The sequence below is a fragment of the Halomonas sp. KX33721 genome (assembly GCF_001596805.1).
GTDB lineage: Bacteria > Pseudomonadota > Gammaproteobacteria > Pseudomonadales > Halomonadaceae > Vreelandella > Vreelandella aquamarina.
In genome coordinates this window covers 190596-207363 of sequence record NZ_LVIA01000020.1, presented here as the reverse complement: position 1 = coordinate 207363, position 16768 = coordinate 190596, and the positions used below count along the sequence as shown (strand labels likewise).

The window sequence follows — 16768 nt, the reverse complement described above, 5'->3', positions numbered from 1 at the left end:
GCCCTCATCAATCAATTAATGTCGTTTTCGACTGGGGTGTGGTGTTAAGCGACAATGGCCACGCTTTTGGACGCAGTGTCGTAGCGTTTAAGCAGGCTATCTCGACTGTTGCGGAGCACAAGAGTTCCTCGTCGCGCCGAACCTGTTGTTCAAATGTCATCCGGCAACGACCTTTTTCCGCAATGTTGGCAGTTACCGTCAGTGCCTCATCCAATCGTGCGGGTTTGGCATAGTGGCAGGCCATGCGGTATACCACTAGCTGTGTACCTTCGTCTAGCAACGTTTGCTGGTTAAGGCCTAATTCTCTTAGCCACTCGCTGCGCGCCCGTTCCATAAACTTCAGGTAGTTAACGTAGTAGACAATTCCACCGGCGTCAGTATCTTCCATGTAAACACGCACTGGTATGCTAAATTCGCCCGTCATGGCCGACGTTCTCCCTCAACATCAATTGACTGTTCGTGGGGCGTCTTATCAAAGTGTAGCCAGGCTTGACGAGTCACCACACGGCCTCTTGGTGTACGCATCATTAGCCCCTGCTGAATCAGATAAGGTTCAATCACATCTTCGATGGTATCGCGCTCTTCACCGATGGCGGCAGAGAGTGAGTCAACGCCCACCGGGCCACCATCGAATTTGTCGATCATCGCCAGCAGTAAACGGCGGTCCATGTGATCCAAACCGTGGTGATCGACATTTAGCATATTGAGCGCCGCATCCGCTAATGTCACATCCACAACGCCATCGCCCTTTATTTCGGCGTAGTCCCGCACTCTGCGCAACAGTCGGTTGGCGATACGCGGCGTACCACGGGAGCGGCGCGCGACTTCAATGGCACCTTCATGGCTGGTTTCAACGCCTAGTAGCCGTGCTGAGCGGGCGACAATCTCGGTCAGCTCTTCCAGGTTATAAAACTCAAGACGCTGAACGATACCAAAGCGGTCACGCAGCGGCGAGGTCAACAACCCCGCACGAGTGGTGGCGCCCACCAGCGTAAATCTGGGCAGGTCAAGTTTAATAGAACGTGCGGCGGGCCCTTCGCCAATCATGATATCGAGCTGAAAGTCCTCCATCGCGGGATAAAGGACCTCTTCCACCACGGGCGAGAGGCGATGGATTTCATCGATAAACAGCACATCGCCCGGCTCAAGATTGGTCAGCATAGCGGCTAGATCCCCCGCGCGCTCCAGCACCGGGCCAGAAGTAGATTTAAGCCCCACGCCCATTTCAGTAGCGATAATATTCGCCAACGTCGTTTTACCTAAGCCTGGCGGACCGAACACCAGCGTGTGGTCTAAGCTCTCTTCGCGTAGCCTGGCTGCTCCAATAAAAATCTCAAGCTGTTCGCGAACCCGAGGCTGGCCAATATAGTCTTTGAGATGTTTCGGACGAATAGCATAGTCGATGCGCACTTCGCCCTGCTCTGGCTCAGCGGCAATTAATCGGTCGTGTTCTAACATAAAGACTCTTCTAGAGTGCTGACTAATGAGTACACGCTATTGCACTCGTGCTGGTCTAACCGGACATGCGTTTGGTTAACGCGGCTTTGATCAAAGCTTCGGTAGTTTGATTGGGGTCGACGTCGGCTAACATTTTCGTCGCTTCTGTCAGCTTATAACCCAAGCTCACCAGGGCTGCTTCGGCATCCGCCAAATGATCCCTTGGAGCAGCTCGCCCGCTTGTCGCTTCAAGAGCCAACGGCGCATCGTTGCCATGCTCCCACTCAGGAAAGCGGTCACGCATTTCGATAATCAACCGTTCCGCCGTTTTTTTACCAACGCCTGGCAGTTTTGTCAGCGCTTTGCTGTCGTCATCTCTGATACAGCGCATAAAGGCATCTTCATCCATGCCCGACAGGATCGCTAACGCAAGTTTCGGCCCTACGCCATTCACTTTGATCAAGGCGCGAAACAGCGCTCGCTCATGCTCTCGCCCAAACCCATAGAGCAAATGCGCATCGTCACGGATGGTGAGATGGGTATAGAGTGACACCTGCTCGCCGGGAGCGGGCAGCGCTACAAAGGTGTTCATGGAGGCTTCAAGCTCATAACCAACGCCATGCACATCTACCACCATCCAGGGCGGCTGTTTTTCCAACAACAGGCCGGTTAAACGTCCAATCATCATATGCCTCGCAGCCAATCAAAACAGCAGCCACTATAAAGCCACTCTGTACAGATGACCAGTAATGCCTAGAGCCGCCATCGCCCTGATGAGCGGCGCTTACTGCGTGAAGGAGTCGCCGCCACCAGGGCGTTGCCAGCAAAAGCGTGGGTCAGTGCAATGGCTAGTGCATCGGCGGCATCTGCCTGGGGTGTCGCCGACAGGCCGAGCAGCGTGGTGACCATATGCTGCACCTGGCTTTTATCAGCGCCGCCCTGCCCGGTTACCGCTTGCTTAATCTGCCGAGCGGCGTACTCCGCGATACTCAGCCCATGGTTAGCCAAACAAACCAATGCTGCGCCGCGGGCTTGGCCTAGCTTGAGGGCCGAATCAGCATTTTTAGCCATAAAAACCCGCTCTACTGCAACAGCATCAGGGCGGTGCAGGCCAATCAATTCGCTAATACCGGCATATATTTGCGCCAAACGCTGCTCCAGTGCACCATCAGCCGTACGAATGCAGCCACTGGCCACATAGCGAGGCTTCACGCCTATTAGATCAATCACGCCGTAACCGGTGATACGTGAGCCTGGGTCAATGCCTAAAATTCTGACCGTGGTCGCCAGCTGTTTTTCGTCCATGGATTTTTCTCTTGGCACTGCCTAAAACAAAAACACCGACGCTAAGCGTCGGTGTTGTACTCGTCAAAACGTGAAGGCGGTCTTACTCGCCCGCTGCTTCCGCTTTGGCTTTTTGGCGTAAGCGAATGTTCAGCTCTTTGAGCTGATCAGCGCTGACTTCACCCGGTGCATCGGTCATCAAACAAGCAGCACTTTGGGTTTTCGGGAAGGCGATGACTTCACGAATGGTTTTCGCACCGGCCATGAGCATGACTAAGCGGTCCAGACCGAAGGCCAAGCCGCCATGGGGCGGTGCGCCATACTGCAAGGCATCCAGCAGGAAGCCGAACTTCTCTTGTGCTTCTTCTTCGCCGATCCCCAAAATATCAAACACGGTGCTTTGCATGGTTTGGTTGTGGATACGGATAGAGCCACCACCCAGCTCGGTACCGTTGAGCACCATGTCGTAAGCGCGAGAAAGCGCTTTAGCCGGGTCTGCTTTCAGCTCTTCCGGCGAGCAGGAGGGCGCTGTAAACGGGTGGTGAAGCGGGCTTAGACGGCCATTGTCGTCGGCTTCGAACATGGGGAAGTCAACGACCCACAGCGGCGCCCAGGCTTGAGTGTAAAGGTTCAGGTCGGCACCCAGCTTGACACGCAGCGCACCAATGGCTTCGTTGACGATACGCGCTTTATCCGCACCGAAGAAGATAATGTCACCATCTTCAGCGCCGACACGATCAAGCAGCTCTTCGACCACGTTTTCCATGAACTTAACGATCGGCGACTGCAGGCCATCTAGCCCTTTGGCACGCTCGTTGACTTTGATCCAGGCAAGGCCTTTAGCACCGTAGATACCTACGAACTTGGTGTATTCGTCGATCTCTTTACGGGAAAGCTTGGCACCACCCGGTACTTTAAGAGCCGCCACGCGGCCATCTTCTGCCTTGCCGGCCCTGAGAACACATTGAAACTAACCTGCTGCATCAGGTCGTCAACGTCGGTGAGCTCCAGCGGAATACGCAGATCGGGTTTATCCGAACCAAAGCGATCCATGGCTTCTTGCCAGGTCATACGCGGGAATTCCGGCAGTTCGACGCTCAGCACTTCCTGGAACAGTTGGCGAATCATGGCTTCGGTAATGCCCATGATGTCGTCTTCTTCCACGAAAGAGGCTTCGATATCGATCTGTGTGAATTCAGGCTGACGGTCAGCGCGCAGGTCTTCATCGCGGAAGCACTTTGCGATTTGGTAGTAGCGGTCAAAACCCGCCACCATCAGCAGCTGCTTAAACAGCTGGGGAGACTGTGGCAGTGCAAAGAAGCTGCCCGCGTGAGTACGGCTAGGCACGAGGTAGTCCCGGGCACCTTCAGGCGTAGCTCGTGTCAGCACAGGCGTTTCAATATCTAGAAAGCCTTGGTTTTCTAGGTAAGCACGTACGTTATGAGAAATACGCGAACGAAGCCGCAGTTTTTCGATCATATCCGGGCGGCGTAGATCAATATAGCGGTGTTTCAGACGCACTTCCTCACCGACTTTGCCATGCTCATCAAGCTGGAAAGGCGGTGTCGCTGCGCTATTCAGTACTTCAACTTCTTTGGCCAGCACTTCAATCATGCCGGTGGGCATGTTGGGGTTCTGGGTGCCTTCAGGACGCAGCCGAACACGACCAGTAATGCGCAGAACATATTCGCTGCGTGCACGGTCGGCATTAGCAAACGCCTCGGCGGTATCGGGGTCTACGACAAACTGAGCGATACCATCACGGTCACGCATGTCGAGAAAGATAACCCCACCGTGGTCACGACGGCGGTGAACCCAACCGCAAACGGTGACCGTTTGATCCACCAATGTTTCGTTAAGCTGGCCGCAATAATGGCTGCGCATGTCACATCCTGTTCTGTTTCGTGGCAATTAAGTTGTCTTGAGCCTTTAAAGGCCCTGACAGCCGCGGCTACGCCGCGGCGCCTTTTTTCGTTGACGTGCTGCCGACATCGCTTTTCGCGCTACCCGCTGCTTGTCCGTCGGCAGCTAAATTCTTTTTGCTACCTGTTTTGAAATCAGTTTCGTACCAACCGCCACCCGCTAAGCGGAACCCGGCTGCTGAGACCAAGCGCTCTAGATCATCTTGCTGACACGCAGGACAGCTTGTTAACGGATCGGCGCTAATTTTCTGAAGTTTTTCCATGCGATGGCCGCAGGCCTTGCACTCGTACTCATAGATGGGCATGTTGATGGCTCCTGAAAAGCTCAACTCCGACAGGTTTTATGTTGACAGTGTCGTGGCAAACTTAATGCTACCAGGCTGACAATATGTGGCCTGTCGGGATAAATTCCAAGACTGCGGTCGATAGAGCGGTCATTATACCCTTTTGTGCCCCCTGCCGAGCAAGGCCAAGCGGCTTTCGGCAGTTAATGGAGAAATAAAATGCCCAATGCGGTCATACTGGATGCCCAAAGCCTTGGCCCTGACATTGATTTGACGGCTATTCGTGATGCCGTCACGCACTTAGAAATACATCAGCAAAGCACCACAGCGCAGGCGCGTGAACGCCTAGCAGATGCCGAAATTGCCATCGTCAATAAAGTAAGGCTGGATGCTGAGACGCTTTCACAGCTTCCTTCGTTACGATTGATCTGCGTGCTGGCCACTGGCTTGAATAACATTGACCTAGATGCTGCCAAAGCCCACAACATTACAGTTAAAAAACGTGTCGGCCTATGGCACCGCTAGTGTGTCGCAGCACACGCTGATGCTGATGTTATCACTGGCGAATCGCTTACCCCGCTATCAAGCGGATATTGCCGATGGGAAATGGCAAGCGAGTGATTTTTTCTGCTTACAAGATCACCCAACACTCCAGCTTGCTGGCAAGCAGTTGGTGATGGTGGGTCAAGGAGAGCTGGGGTCTGAAGTGGCTCGGCTTGCAGAGGCGTTTGGTATGCAGGTCACGTTTGCCGCCCGTCCTGGCAACGAGCAAAACGATCAGCGACCTTCGCTGGATGACCTACTGCCCTCGGCAGATGTGATTAGCCTGCACTGCCCACTGAACGATGCTACTAAGCACCTTCTCAACAAAGAGCGTCTAGCGAAAGCAAAGCCGTCACTGCTAATCGTCAATTGCGCTCGTGGCGGTATTATTGATGAAGAAGCCGCGCTGGAAGCGCTTCGTAGCGGTAGCATCGGTGGTCTAGCCGTCGATGTGCTACCTGTCGAACCACCCAAAGATGGACACGCACTATTAGATGCGCTGGCGAATGCAGAACCCCTCAATCTGATCGTAACGCCGCACAACGCGTGGATCACGCCCGAAGCACGGCAAAACATCGTCGGCTTAACCGCCGACAATATTCGTGCGTGGCAGACAGAGAATCACTAACTTGCCAGCTAGGCACACTAAACGTGTGCCTAATAGGTCGAAAAGTGGTCAGGAGCGTAGTGATGAGCATCCAGTGTTTCAAGTGTGACATGGGTCACCCGCGCCCCTTCTGGGCCCTGCCAAAGCCATTGGCTAAGCTCGGCAACGGCTGAAGAGGGCCCGCACATTAGCACTTCAACCCTGCCATCAGGCAGGTTCTTAGCGTAGCCGGTTAAGCCACGCATCAATGCCTGCTCTTGAGTGGCACGCCGGTACCATACTCCCTGCACTTTTCCTGTTATGTAGGCACGTACGCAGCAATGGGCCATGACAAACTCCTCCGTCGTTAAAGCAGCTCATGCTTAACCAGAACAGCGCTATTGCGGGGCACCAGTGGACGCCCACGTCGTAGTAGCAACGAGCGTGTGAACGCTGCACCAAAGAGTAAGATAAGCGAGCTGTAGTATACCCATAGTAAAATCATAACCACCGAACCCGCCGCACCATAGGTGGATGCCGTGGCCGTGTAGGCGAGGTAAATGGTAATAACACTGCGACCAATGGTAAACAGCACTGCTGTCACCACTGCACCAATGAAGACATCCTGCCAGCGTAGCACTACATCGGGCAGCACTTTAAAAATAGTCGCAAACAGCAGAGCGACCATGGCAAGCGATATTAACGACTCGGCGGTGGTGGTTAGTAGGCTTGCAAATGGCAACAGGTCGTTTGTCGCGTCTAGCATGCCGCGAAGCACCACTCCAAGCACTAGCGACACCAGCAAAATAAAGCCGATAGACAGTACAACGGTTAACGATAACAAACGGTTTTTGATAAAAATAAGTGCGCTGTTGCTATTTGGCTTCGCTCTAACCCCCCAAATGGTATTCAGCGAGAACTGCATCTGCGCAAATACGGTCGTTGCACCGATTACAAGGGCAATAAAGCCAAGAATTGTGGGCAGAACCCCCGACTCTTCAATGCGAGACTGGGCAACCGCCTGCTCTATTGCCAAGGCAGCTTCTGTGCCTAAGGTTCCTTGTAACTGCGCCACGATCTGACCATGAGCCGCCTCTTCGCCGAGGACCACGCCAATCACTGTAACCGCAATAATCACCGTGGGAGCTAACGAGAACAGCGTGTAGAACGCCAGCGACCCAGCGTAGCTAAACGCGTTACGCTCAAGCCAGAGTGACGTTGCATCTTGAATTACCTTCCACCAAAAAACGAGCGTGCGCTTAAGCATCATCATTCCCTTAAAAGCAAATCACAGCGTTTTCATACAACGCTTATATACTGATTAATCAATAAGCATACCCAATGAAAACGCTCAGCGCAGGTATGATTGCGTTGCAGAGGCTGATGGGGCCGACCATAATGGCAACGCTTTATTCTCACATTTTCAGCAATCAAGGACACGCAATGAACTCAGATGCAGCTCGGTCTGTAACGTCTTATGACTTTGATTGCTTAGTATTTATTGGTCGCTTTCAGCCTCCCCATTTAGGCCACCTTGCCATCATCCGCGAAGCCCTTAAACAGGCTCGACAGGTAATCGTCATGGTGGGCTCCTCCTGGCAGGCGCGCTCGCTTCGTAACCCGTGGCATTTTGATGAGCGCCAAGCCATGATCCGCTCAGGATTTGATAATGCGGATAATCAACGACTTGAAATCACTCCGCTTCTGGATGCGCTTTACAACGACGATGTATGGGTCAGGGACGTACAGCGGAAAGTGCGCGATTTAGCAGCTCCCGCCAATGCACGGTTGCCAAGGATTGGTCTCATCGGCGCAAGTCGTGGGCAGTCCAGCTACTATTTATCGCTTTTTCCCCAATGGGAGTCGGTGAGCGTACCGCTCGTGGAGGGCATTTCGGCCAGCCAAATTAGAGAGCGGCTTTTCCGCTCACCTGGCTCAACCGATGATTATCTCAGTACGGGGGCTTACCATGACTTGCCCCCTGGCGTGGTAGAAAGCGTGAGTAAATTCTGCAAAGGCGAGGACTATCATCGACTATTGGAAGAGCAGCAGTTGCTCGATCAGTATCGACAAGCATGGTCACAGGCACCCTACACCCCTATCTTTGTCACCGTTAACGCGGTTGTTGTGCAATCAGGGCACGTATTACTGGTGAAGCGTACTGCGGCTCCTGGGAAAGGCCTATTCGCGCTGCCCGGTGGGTTTATCAATCCCCATGAGCGATTACTAGATGCCTGTTTGCGTGAGCTGCGCGAACGGTTGCGCTTAAAAGTGCCAGAACCGGTATTGAAAGGCTCTCTGCGTGGCCAGCGGCTGTTTGATGAGCCCCACCGTAGCTGGCGAGGTCGCACACTAGCCGAAGCTTTCTACTTTGCTTTGCGGCCTGACCAGCAGCTGCCGCGCCTTAAACCCGTTAAGGGCGGCGACCATGCCCGCTGGGTGGCACTCGCCGACTTGGAGCCAGAGAGCCTCTTTGAGGATCACTTCTTTATTATTCAGAATTTCCTTGGCTTACCCGCCGATTTTGGCTCTCTTTAAGCCTGCAGGAAATCACGCGGCAGTTTCATCATCTGCCGCCATAAGCGCTCTACTCCCGGCTTGTGGACCAGCGAGCAGCGATAGAGGCGAATTTCCAGTGGAATGTCCCAACTCTCATCGCCTGCTCGCACAAGCTTACCGGTTTTTAGCTCCTCACGAATACAGAAATCAGGAATCCAGGCAACCCCTACGCCCTGTAATACCATGCCCTTCAAACCTTCAGCCATGGCGGTTTCGTAGACCGTTCTAAGCTTCATGCGCAGCGGGTCGTTTTTCAGCAGCATCCGCACGCTGCGACCTAGAAACGCCCCCTGAGTATAGGCCAGATAAGGAATGGAGCTATCGCGCTGCAAAGAGAACAACGGTTTCCCATGCTCGTCAGGCAGCGAAACAGGAAGCATCTTGACCTTGCCGATCGAAAACGAAGGAAATACCTCCGCATCTAATTGCATTGTGGCGAAAGGGTCGTAGTAAGCCAGCATTAAGTCACAGTTCCCCTCACGCAGCACATGAATGGCTTCACCGACGTTCATGGCAACCAAACGCGTTGGCAACTCCCCTAGCCCTTTTTGTAGCCTAGAGATCCACGGCGGATAAAAACTGAGCGCTAACGAGTGCGCCGCGACGATATCCAATGCTTCGTTGGCAATGGAGAGCCCTCGCAAATGGCTGAGCGATTCGTTTAACTGTTCAACTAAGTTGCGGGCGGTCACCAAAAATAGCTGCCCTTCTGAGGTTAAGCCAATCGGCGTCGTTGATCGGTCCACTAAGGTAACGCCAACTGCCTGCTCTAATGCCCGAATACGCCGACTAAACGCAGGCTGGGTGACATGGCGCTGTCGGGCAGAGGCAGAAAAACTGCGGGTATTCGCCAGTGCGACGAAGTCTTCTAGCCATTTTGTTTCTAGATTCACCCATGACTCCTGTTATTTGAACGTTGATGGCTTGCGTCATTTGGTTGGGGCAAACGATTACTGTACGGGTGCCATTAAATAAGCAGCACGGGACACGACTTTTTTCCACATGGGGCGCTGACTCACTTCATCGAGAGTCACTCGGCGGCACTTGGAAAAATCAGCTTCCAGCATGGTGGCAACATCGTTGGCAAAATCGGCGCTGGGAATGAACGCAGTGATTTCAAAATTTAACCGAAACGACCTATTATCCAGATTTACCGTACCTACAGTGGCGTATGAATGGTCGACAAGCATGACTTTTTGATGTAGAAACCCAGGTTGATAACGGTATATTTTCACACCCGCTTTTAACATATCCGGCAAAAAAGAGAACGCAGAGAGGAATACCAGCAAATGGTCGGGGCGCTCCGGGATCATGACGCGCACGTCGACGCCTCGCATAGCTGCCAATCGTAAAGAGTCTTGGACGCCCTGATCAGGTACGAAATAGGGGCTCGTAACCCAAAACCGCTGGTTGGCGCTATGAATCAGCTGTTGAACAAGTAATCCAGCCGTATCCTGCTTATCGGCTGGGCCGGAAGGCACAATCACCACTTGCTGATCTTGCTGTGGGTGACTTTCCGCGTGCCAGTTCAAGGTAATGACATCGCCTGTTGCCCAGTGCCAATCCTCCCAAAAGGCTTCTTGCAGCCCTAGTACACACGGCCCCTGCACTTTCAAATGGGTGTCTCGCCAAGGGCCGTGCTTAGCACTTTTGCCAAGATACTCGTTGCCGACGTTAAAGCCGCCTATCCACCCCTGCTTGCCATCTACTACGGCAATTTTTCGATGGTTACGGAAATTGAGCTGAAAGCGGTGTTTTAGCCCGCGTGATGAGCGGAAAGGTGTGACCTCTGCGCCACTTGTACTTAATTCATTTAAATAGCCGTCATTTAGTTTACGGCTACCAATTTCGTCATATAGAAAATAAACGCGCACACCGCGCTTAACCGCTGCAATCAGATGCTGCTGGAGCTGCCTGCCTAACTCATCATCGCGAACGATAAAGAACTGGATCAGCAGATAATCCTGCGCTTGATTAATACCTGCAAATAGGCTGTCAAAAGTGGCATCGCCATCAATTAACAGCTCGGTGCTATTGCCTTTCGTCAGCGGCATCATCGCTAATTGTTCAACCGCTTGAATATCGGTATTGTCGGAAATAGCGACATGGGGCTTTACGTTATGTCGATAGCGAACGAGCACTCGGCGCAACACCGAATCCCTGGCACCTCTTGCCGTCACATACCCATAAAAACGTGGCCTGCCAAACAGCCAGTACGCTGGCACCGCCGCATAGGGAAAGGTTAGCAGTGAGATAATCCACGCCACTGCACCCTGTGACGTACGGCTCGACATTAATGCCATCACCGCCGAGATCATTCCCAGCACGTGAATCAGCATGATCCCTGTCCCTAGCAACCAAGAGGCCATTCGCTATTCCTCACCATCCGTTAGGACCTGTTATTTCTGACTACTCCATAAACAGGAGCCCCGTTAGAACGGGGCTCCTGTGGTTAAGCAACGCCTATATCACCTCAGCGTATCATGCTTTTTCGGCAATAATTTCTTTCCATTTAGCCGGGCCTGTCTGGTGAACAGAGGTGCCTTGGCTATCTACCGCTACCGTGACCGGCATGTCTTCCACCTCAAATTCGTAGATGGCTTCCATTCCCAAGTCTTCAAAGCCCACCACGCGTGACTTTTTGATCGCTTGGGCAACCAGATAAGCAGAGCCACCCACTGCCATGAGATACACTGCTTGGTTGTCACGGATCGCTTCAATGGCAGCTTGGCCGCGCTCTGCTTTGCCGACCATACCCAGCAAACCAGTCTCCTCCAGCATCGTCCGAGTGAACTTATCCATGCGTGTGGCCGTGGTGGGGCCTGCAGGGCCAACCACTTCATTGCCGACCGGGTCGACTGGGCCAACGTAATAGATAAAGCGCCCTTTCATGTCGACCGGCAGCGGCTCGCCTTTGGCGATCATATCCACCATACGCTTGTGGGCAGCATCGCGGCCCGTCAGCAGTTTGCCGTTTAACAGCAGTGTATCACCGGGCTGCCAGGTTTTGACTTCTTCGGGCGTGACAGTGTCTAAATTGACACGCTTGACGTTATCGCCTGCTTCACGGGTAATCTCCGGCCAGTCTTCCAGCTTCGGAGCCGGCAAGGCTACAGGGCCAGAGCCATCCAGCGTGAAATGCGCATGCCGGGTGGCTGCACAGTTGGGAATGATCGCCACCGGCTTATTGGCAGCGTGGGTCGGATAATCTTTGACTTTGATATCCAGTACCGTGGTCAGGCCACCTAGGCCCTGGGCACCAATACCGCTTTTGTTCACCTTATCGAACAGCTCAAGGCGCAGCTCTTCGGCACGGTTGCTTGCGCCACGGGCCTGAAGCTCTTGAATATCGATAGGATCTAATAGCGCTTCTTTGGCAATTTCCATTGCTTTTTCAGCGGTACCGCCAATACCAATGCCAAGCATACCCGGCGGGCACCAGCCAGCACCCATTTTGGGAAGCTGTTCCATCACCCAGTCGACCACGCTATCGGAGGGGTTGAGCATGGCAAACTTCGATTTCGCCTCGCTACCGCCGCCCTTCGCTGCCACATGAATATCGACCTTATCGCCCGGCACAATTTTGTGGTGAATGATGGCGGGCGTGTTGTCTTTAGTGTTCTGGCGCTTGCCATCCGGGTCGGCAAGAACCGAGGCGCGCAGTACGTTATCCGGCAGTTGGTAGGCGCGGCGCACGCCTTCGTTGATCATGTCGTCGAGGCTTAGCTCGGCGTCCCATGTGACGTTCATACCTACGTGAACGAACACTGTCACGATGCCGGTATCCTGGCAAATTGGGCGGTGCCCTGTTGCGCACATGCGCGAGTTAATCAAAATCTGAGCGATGGCATCCTTTGCGGCGGGGTTCTCTTCACGCTCGTAAGCGGCGGCCATCGCATCGATGAAATCTTTCGGGTGGTAGTAAGAGATGTACTGCAGAGCATCGGCAACGCTTTGGATCACGTCGTCCTGGCGAATCACGGTCATGGATTAACAGCTCCTCGGTTATCGTCTTGGCTGCAGCCTTCGCGGCCGTCTAAGTGTGCGGGAAGTATACCGTATTGAGACTCACGCGGCAGCCAATGCACCGAGTAACCGCTTGCTGTTACGTAGCGCTTTGGTCTGATTGTTTGAACATAGCTATTAAGATAACGGTATAAAATTTATCCCAAGGAGAAGGCTGTCATTGTGGGCAAGAGTATAGCCGCCGAGACCCGACCATCATGCGCTCAATCACACTGCCGCAACGATGGCACGAGAGCCCGGCGCGCTCAAATACGCTGAACCGCCAATCTGTTTTTCAATGCGATCGCTGCGCGGCGAATCTCTGGATCTTCAGACATCGCTTATCCTAGCGCCAGCTGCTTCTCTTTCATTTGATGGAGCTGGTCGCGCAACCGCGCCGCTTCTTCAAACTCGAGATTTTGAGCCGCTTCAAACATGGCATCTTCAAGCTTACTAATGGCCGTGAGCAAGTCTTGCTTACTCATGGCGGTCACATCGTAACCGCCTTTAAGCTCGGCCACCTTACGCTCATTGCCCTTACGCCGACTGCTCTTCTTACCTGGCGTCTGCGCGGCTTCTAGAATATCTGCAACCGAGCGGGTAACCGTCGTGGGGGTAATGCCGTGCTTCTCGTTATGCGCCATCTGTTTATGGCGTCGACGCTCGGTCTCATCAATTGCTTTCCGCATGGAGTCCGTAATGCGGTCGCCATATAAAATCGCTTTACCGTTGGCGTTACGCGCTGCACGACCAATGGTTTGAATTAACGAGCGTTCGGCGCGCAGGAAACCCTCTTTATCGGCATCCAGAATCGCCACCAAAGAGACTTCAGGAATATCCAACCCCTCCCGCAGCAAGTTGATGCCCACCAGCACGTCAAACTTGCCCAGGCGTAGGTCACGGATAATTTCCACCCGCTCGACCGTATCAATATCGGAATGTAAGTAGCGCACGCGAATACCATGCTCATCAAGGTAATCAGTCAGGTCTTCTGCCATGCGCTTGGTTAAAGTAGTAACGAGCACCCGCTCGCCTACCGCTGTTCGCAAACCGATCTCCGACAGCAGATCATCGACTTGCGTGCTGGCCGGGCGTACTTCAATTTGCGGATCCAACAGCCCAGTTGGCCGAACGACTTGTTCGACGATCTGGCTTGCGTGCTCAGCTTCATAGTTGCCTGGTGTTGCGGATACGAAGATCGTTTGTGGCGATATAGCCTCCCACTCCTCAAACTTCATGGGGCGGTTATCCAACGCTGACGGCAGGCGGAAACCATACTCGACCAGTGTCTCTTTACGCGAACGGTCGCCTTTGTACATCCCGCCTACTTGGGGCACGCTCACGTGTGACTCATCGATAAACAGCAGCGCATCATCCGGCAGGTAATCAAAAAAACGTGGGCGGTGGCTCACCAGGTGCACGGCCAGAGAGGTAGCGAGAGTAGTTTTCAATACCGTTGCAGTACCCCAGCTCCAGCATCATCTCAATATCGTAAAGCGTACGCTGCTCAAGCCGCTGGGCCTCTACTAAACGCTCGTGCTTACGCAGCCATTCCAAGCGCTCTTTGAGTTCTGCTTTGATGGATTCGATGGCTTCTAGAATGGTCTCACGAGGCGTCACGTAGTGGGATTTTGGGTAAATCGTCATCCTTGGGACTTGCCCGCGCACATCGCCAGTGAGCGGGTCAAATAAACGGATAGAATCTATTTCGTCGTCGAAAAGCTCAACGCGCACCGCTTCCTCATCCGAATCCGCCGGGAAGATATCAATCACGTCGCCCCGCACGCGGTAAGTACCGCGACGGAAATCCATATCGTTGCGGGTGTACTGAAGCTCTGCCAAACGGCGCAGGAAGGCTCGTTGGTCGATAAGCTCGCCACGAGTGAAGTGCAGCCGCATTTTCAAGTATTGGTCTGGATCACCCAAGCCGTAGATCGCCGATACGGATACCACGATTAGCGCATCACGGCGCTCCAGTAACGCTTTCGTAGCGGAAAGACGCATCTGCTCAATATGGTCATTGATTGAGGCATCCTTCTCAATAAACGTATCTGACGAGGGCACATAGGCTTCGGGCTGGTAGTAGTCGTAGTAGGAGACGAAGTACTCAACAGCGTTATCGGGGAAAAACGATTTAAATTCGCCGTACAGCTGTGCCGCCAGGGTTTTGTTCGGCGCCATCACGATGGTGGGCCGCTGAAGTTGCTGCACCACATTGGCCATGGTGAAGGTTTTACCTGAACCGGTGACCCCGAGCAGCGTTTGATGGGCAAGCCCGGATTCCAAACCACTGATCAACCCGCGTATGGCCGCAGGCTGGTCGCCCGCAGGCTGAAATTTTGACTGCAGACGAAATTCCTTGCTCATCGTTGCTCCTGTTGAGGAAGTAGGCCTACGCGGTATGGGTCGCTATCTCTATCGTTGCCTGGGTCATCAGGCGCTGAATCGGACAGCGGTGGCTAATGTCTTCCAGCTTTGCTCGCTGTTCTGGATCGCTGATGCCATGCAATTCTAACGTCACATCTAGCTTGTAAACGCCTTTGCGCTCTTCGCTATCGTCACGTTGAACCTTGACGGTGATGCCTTCCAGTGGCCACTGTTTGCGCTTGGCGTACATTTGGACCGTAATTGCCTTACAGGTTCCCAACGCGATATCGAAATAGTCGTGGGGGTCCGGGGCACTATCATCGCCCCCCATCGCAGTGGGTACATCGGCATAGAGATCTTCCATACCACTTACCTCGATACGCTGACGAAAAACGCTATTTCGTTCGCTAATCACCACGATAGGCGGATGCATTACGATACCTTGACGCGAAGATTAAGTTTTTCAACCGCTTTAATTAGCGCTTCTCGCTTAGCACGACCCTCCACTTCCGCCCCATAGCGCCCCACTTCGGCGCTATCGACGCCGTCAAGCATCATCAGTGCGGTGGTGATTTTGTTAACTTGTTCGGCGGTAGTGACGCCTTGAAAGCTTAATGATTGAACTGCCATGCCGCGTCCTTTGCTGAATAATTGTCAACTCACATACAATGGGACTGTATACAGGAAATTACCTATGCAAACCTGATACAGGACAAAGAGTCTAGCATGCTCCCAAGGCCTTGCAATCTGCCTATTCTGCCCACACTTTTACAAGCACGCTTTACTGACACATCCCACTAACTACGCCCAGGAGTGACTATGGCCACCGCGAACACGCAGCCCCCCAGCGCCGTACGTTTGACCCAGTATGCCGCGCTCGATATTAAAGGGGCCGATGCGGAGAAATTCTTACAGGGCCAAACTAGCGCACAGGTGGGATTGGCGAATGGCACTTTCGCACCGCTCACCTGCTTCTGTACCCCTAAAGGGCGCATGTTGGCCAATGGGCAGTTATTGAGGCTCGGCAGCGACCATTTCCGCTTGGTACTAGATGCCTCTCTTGCGGACGGACTGCTCACCCATCTGAAAAAATTTGCCGCTTTCTATAAAGCAGAGCTTTCAGTGGTAGGCAGCGTTACGTTTGCAGGCGCCAGCGAGCCTGCAGATACGCTTGCCAATCAACTAGACATCACGCTGCCCGACCAACCTTATACCCACACTACCAGTTCAAAGGGAACGGCGTTGCGGATGCCCGGCAAACCCCGTTGGCTGTTGATGTTTGAAGAGGATGCCAGCGACCTCGTCAACAGTGATGATACATTACACAACGAGTGGCAGCTTGCAGATATTCGCAGCGGTCTTGCTTGGCTTACCGCTAAACAGCAGGATCACTTTCTCCCCCAAATGCTGAACTGGGAAGCATTAGGCGGCATTAGCTTTAAAAAAGGGTGCTATACAGGCCAAGAAGTCGTCGCCCGCGCTCACTTTCGTGGCCAGGTGAAAAAAACGCTTAGTTCACGCCAGTGTTAATGCGACCACCCTTCCTGAGATTGGCGAGTCACTGCTTGATGACAACGGGAAGACGTTAGGAGAAGTGGTCAGCAGCGCATTTAGCGGCGAGCAGCAGGTAGAATTGCTAGCGGTGATGAACACCAAGGTCATGGAAGAGAATTTAGCAGTTTATTGGCAACAGCAGCCTATCACGCTGTATGAGATGCCCTACCCCATTGAGCGCTTGGACCCGGAGCAGATCGCGGCTCAACTTGCTTGAGGTCAGGATT

The 16768-nt window shown here is 53.4% G+C and carries 15 protein-coding genes and 4 pseudogenes; 4 read left to right on the top strand and 15 right to left on the bottom strand.

Translation table 11 applies throughout. The annotated features are described in order from the left end of the window. Positions 1-7: 7 nt before the first annotated feature. The 6 genes and pseudogenes from ybgC to A3220_RS08995 form a co-directional block, all read right to left on the bottom strand. The gene (ybgC, locus tag A3220_RS09020) at positions 8-424 is read right to left on the bottom strand and encodes a tol-pal system-associated acyl-CoA thioesterase (protein WP_044630072.1); all 417 of its coding nucleotides are present in this window, start codon (positions 422-424) and stop codon (positions 8-10) included. Continuing rightward, a complete protein-coding gene (ruvB, locus tag A3220_RS09015) occupies positions 421-1458 on the bottom strand; it encodes a Holliday junction branch migration DNA helicase RuvB (RefSeq protein ID WP_044630073.1) in 1038 nt (345 codons plus the stop codon). Before ruvB ends, ybgC begins: the two co-directional genes overlap by 4 nt. 55 nt (positions 1459-1513) lie before the next feature. Then, complete coding sequence (ruvA, locus tag A3220_RS09010; RefSeq protein ID WP_062359690.1) at positions 1514-2122, bottom strand: Holliday junction branch migration protein RuvA; 609 nt, start codon at positions 2120-2122, stop codon at positions 1514-1516. Between the two features lie 68 nt (positions 2123-2190). After that, complete coding sequence (gene ruvC, locus A3220_RS09005; RefSeq protein ID WP_044630075.1) at positions 2191-2742, bottom strand: crossover junction endodeoxyribonuclease RuvC; 552 nt, start codon at positions 2740-2742, stop codon at positions 2191-2193. An 82-nt stretch (positions 2743-2824) separates the two neighbouring features. Continuing rightward, positions 2825-4605 (bottom strand): annotated as a pseudogene (gene aspS, locus A3220_RS09000) (aspartate--tRNA ligase). Between the two features lie 67 nt (positions 4606-4672). Next, a complete protein-coding gene (locus A3220_RS08995; protein ID WP_044630077.1) occupies positions 4673-4948 on the bottom strand; it encodes a zinc ribbon domain-containing protein in 276 nt (91 codons plus the stop codon). Positions 4949-5146: 198 nt separating this feature from the next. Between A3220_RS08995 and A3220_RS08990 the strand changes: the two are divergent. After that, positions 5147-6098: pseudogene (locus A3220_RS08990) on the top strand (D-2-hydroxyacid dehydrogenase). 29 nt (positions 6099-6127) lie between these two features. On the opposite strand, the gene A3220_RS08985 reads toward A3220_RS08990, so the two are convergent. Continuing rightward, complete coding sequence (locus A3220_RS08985; protein WP_044630079.1) at positions 6128-6406, bottom strand: acylphosphatase; 279 nt, start codon at positions 6404-6406, stop codon at positions 6128-6130. Positions 6407-6423: 17 nt separating this feature from the next. Then, the gene (locus tag A3220_RS08980; RefSeq protein ID WP_044630080.1) at positions 6424-7323 is read right to left on the bottom strand and encodes a YihY/virulence factor BrkB family protein; all 900 of its coding nucleotides are present in this window, start codon (positions 7321-7323) and stop codon (positions 6424-6426) included. Between the two features lie 176 nt (positions 7324-7499). Here A3220_RS08980 and A3220_RS08975 point away from each other — a divergent pair, with 176 nt between their 5' ends. Next, complete coding sequence (locus A3220_RS08975) at positions 7500-8594, top strand: bifunctional nicotinamide-nucleotide adenylyltransferase/Nudix hydroxylase (protein WP_062359698.1); 1095 nt, start codon at positions 7500-7502, stop codon at positions 8592-8594. Here A3220_RS08975 and A3220_RS08970 read toward each other — a convergent pair. The 7 genes and pseudogenes from A3220_RS08970 to A3220_RS08945 all read right to left on the bottom strand — a co-directional run bounded on the left by A3220_RS08970 (position 8591) and on the right by A3220_RS08945 (position 15617). Beyond that, positions 8591-9508: a LysR substrate-binding domain-containing protein gene (locus tag A3220_RS08970; protein ID WP_044630082.1), complete on the bottom strand. Its 918-nt coding sequence runs from the start codon at positions 9506-9508 to the stop codon at positions 8591-8593. The two genes, A3220_RS08975 and A3220_RS08970, sit on opposite strands and share 4 nt — an antisense overlap. 57 nt (positions 9509-9565) lie before the next feature. Beyond that, positions 9566-10984: a cardiolipin synthase gene (gene cls / locus A3220_RS08965; RefSeq protein WP_062374464.1), complete on the bottom strand. Its 1419-nt coding sequence runs from the start codon at positions 10982-10984 to the stop codon at positions 9566-9568. Positions 10985-11096: 112 nt separating this feature from the next. Next, entirely contained in the window at positions 11097-12602 is a 1506-nt protein-coding gene (locus A3220_RS08960; RefSeq protein ID WP_044630084.1) for a fumarate hydratase, read from the bottom strand. A 196-nt stretch (positions 12603-12798) separates the two neighbouring features. After that, positions 12799-12906 (bottom strand): annotated as a pseudogene (locus A3220_RS17915) (endonuclease VIII); the annotation flags it as partial. Between the two features lie 55 nt (positions 12907-12961). Continuing rightward, positions 12962-14987: pseudogene (uvrB, locus tag A3220_RS08955) on the bottom strand (excinuclease ABC subunit UvrB). Positions 14988-15012: 25 nt separating this feature from the next. Then, complete coding sequence (locus A3220_RS08950; protein ID WP_062374462.1) at positions 15013-15420, bottom strand: OsmC family protein; 408 nt, start codon at positions 15418-15420, stop codon at positions 15013-15015. After that, on the bottom strand, positions 15420-15617 hold the full coding sequence (locus tag A3220_RS08945) for a hypothetical protein (RefSeq protein ID WP_062374460.1): 198 nt from the start codon (positions 15615-15617) through the stop codon (positions 15420-15422). The genes A3220_RS08950 and A3220_RS08945 overlap by 1 nt, the downstream gene beginning before the upstream one ends. A 189-nt stretch (positions 15618-15806) precedes the next feature. On the opposite strand from A3220_RS08945, the gene A3220_RS08940 reads away from it, so the two are divergent. Together A3220_RS08940 and A3220_RS18300 are read left to right on the top strand one after the other, a co-directional pair. Beyond that, complete coding sequence (locus A3220_RS08940; RefSeq protein ID WP_354702734.1) at positions 15807-16517, top strand: folate-binding protein; 711 nt, start codon at positions 15807-15809, stop codon at positions 16515-16517. Between the two features lie 64 nt (positions 16518-16581). Next, entirely contained in the window at positions 16582-16758 is a 177-nt protein-coding gene (locus tag A3220_RS18300; RefSeq protein WP_354702733.1) for a hypothetical protein, read from the top strand. Positions 16759-16768 lie beyond the last annotated feature (10 nt).

Bases quoted from the DNA above. Each gene is read 5' to 3' on its own strand.
- ybgC (WP_044630072.1), bottom strand. From the start codon at position 424: ATGACGGGCGAATTTAGCATACCAGTGCGTGTTTACATGGAAGATACT.
- ruvB (WP_044630073.1), bottom strand. From the start codon at position 1,458: ATGTTAGAACACGACCGATTAATTGCCGCTGAGCCAGAGCAGGGCGAA.
- ruvA (WP_062359690.1), bottom strand. From the start codon at position 2,122: ATGATTGGACGTTTAACCGGCCTGTTGTTGGAAAAACAGCCGCCCTGG.
- ruvC (WP_044630075.1), bottom strand. From the start codon at position 2,742: ATGGACGAAAAACAGCTGGCGACCACGGTCAGAATTTTAGGCATTGAC.
- A3220_RS08995 (WP_044630077.1), bottom strand. From the start codon at position 4,948: ATGCCCATCTATGAGTACGAGTGCAAGGCCTGCGGCCATCGCATGGAA.
- A3220_RS08985 (WP_044630079.1), bottom strand. From the start codon at position 6,406: ATGGCCCATTGCTGCGTACGTGCCTACATAACAGGAAAAGTGCAGGGA.
- A3220_RS08980 (WP_044630080.1), bottom strand. From the start codon at position 7,323: ATGCTTAAGCGCACGCTCGTTTTTTGGTGGAAGGTAATTCAAGATGCA.
- A3220_RS08975 (WP_062359698.1), top strand. From the start codon at position 7,500: ATGAACTCAGATGCAGCTCGGTCTGTAACGTCTTATGACTTTGATTGC.
- cls (WP_062374464.1), bottom strand. From the start codon at position 10,984: ATGGCCTCTTGGTTGCTAGGGACAGGGATCATGCTGATTCACGTGCTG.
- A3220_RS08960 (WP_044630084.1), bottom strand. From the start codon at position 12,602: ATGACCGTGATTCGCCAGGACGACGTGATCCAAAGCGTTGCCGATGCT.
- A3220_RS08950 (WP_062374462.1), bottom strand. From the start codon at position 15,420: ATGCATCCGCCTATCGTGGTGATTAGCGAACGAAATAGCGTTTTTCGT.
- A3220_RS08945 (WP_062374460.1), bottom strand. From the start codon at position 15,617: ATGGCAGTTCAATCATTAAGCTTTCAAGGCGTCACTACCGCCGAACAA.
- A3220_RS08940 (WP_354702734.1), top strand. From the start codon at position 15,807: ATGGCCACCGCGAACACGCAGCCCCCCAGCGCCGTACGTTTGACCCAG.